The organism is Antarcticimicrobium sediminis (genome assembly GCF_004348975.1).
GTDB classification, from domain to species: domain Bacteria; phylum Pseudomonadota; class Alphaproteobacteria; order Rhodobacterales; family Rhodobacteraceae; genus Antarcticimicrobium; species Antarcticimicrobium sediminis.
The window spans coordinates 1-1,253 of record NZ_SMFP01000056.1 but is presented as its reverse complement, the minus strand read 5'-3'; the positions used below and the strand labels follow the sequence as shown (position 1 = coordinate 1,253).

1 protein-coding gene is annotated in these 1,253 nt (G+C 61.9%); it reads right to left on the bottom strand.

The annotated features are described in order from the left end of the window. Positions 1-26 precede the first annotated feature (26 nt). A protein-coding gene (locus E1B25_RS21970) for an IS3 family transposase (protein WP_245510828.1) occupies positions 27-1,186 on the bottom strand; the annotation gives its coding sequence in 2 pieces (ribosomal slippage) (positions 27-937 and positions 937-1,186; 1,161 coding nt in all). Positions 1,187-1,253: the final 67 nt, after the last annotated feature.

Below are 1,253 nucleotides of genomic sequence, written 5' to 3'. Positions count from 1 at the left end.
TGACCTGCCCCCCGCTGGTCCCTCGTTCATAACGAGAGTCTGCAGGTTGGATTTTGGTAGCGGGGTTCGTCGCCCTGGGCAAGCGCGCCGGGCGCGGAGCCTTCAAATTGCTCAAGCGCCCGGCGTGCTTGCAGTGGCGTCTGGTTCCTCAACGATGAGTGCGGCCTGACGGCGTTGTAGTCATATCGCCATAGCGCCAGCTTTCGCCGGGCATCGTCGAGGCTGTCGAATATCTCCTCGTTCAACAACTCGTCGCGCAGGCTGCCGTTGAATGACTCGATGAAGGCGTTTTGCTGTGGTTTTCCGGGGTCGATGTAATGCCACGGCACATCGTTCTGGTCGGCCCATTTCAGGATGGCCCGGCTGGTAAACTCGGTCCCGTTGTCACTGACAATGCAGCCGGGTTTGCCATAGGTCCTCACCAGCGCGTCCAATTCCCGCGCCACCCGCTCGCCCGAGATACTGGTGTCGGCCATCAGGCACAGGTTTTCGCGGCAGCAATCGTCGATCACCCCCAGGATGCGGAACTTGCGCGACGCGCCGAAGCTGTCGGACAGGAAGTCCAACGACCAGCGCGCATTTGGGTGCGCGGCTGCTGGCATAGGCGTGCGTGTGCCACGGGCCCGCTTGCGCCCCCGTCGTCGCTTCACGGAGAGCCCTTCCTCGCGATAGATGCGGTAGAGCTTCTTGTGGTTCATGGTCATCCCCTTGCGTTCCAGCAGGATGCCGATCCGGCGGTAGCCGAACCGACGCCGCTTGCCAGCAATCTCCTGCATTTCCTTGCGGATCTCCGGACAATCCGGCGGGCGTTGGCGCCGGACTGTCTTTGGATCGACACCGACAAGCCGGCAGGCCCGGCGCTGCGAGATGTCGTGACCCCGCATCGCCCTGAGCGCTGCCTCTCGCCGCTTGGTCAATGTCGTCAGTTCTTTCCCAGCAGGTCTTTCAGCACGACGTTGTCCAGCATGGTGTCGGCCAGCAGGCGCTTGAGCTTGGCATTTTCGTCCTCCAGCGCCTTCAACCTGGCCGCCTCGGACACCTCCATGCCGCCATACTTGGACTTGAACTTGTAGAACGTCGCCGGGCTGAGGCCATGCCGACGGCACACCTCTGCCGTCGGCATGCCTGCCTCCTGCTCCTTGATCATCCCGATAATCTGCGCCTCGGTGAAACGGCTTTTTCGCATTCGTCTGCTCCTTCAAGGTTGGGCAGACTCTACATCATGGTGAGGGATTTCGCGGGGGGCAGGTCAA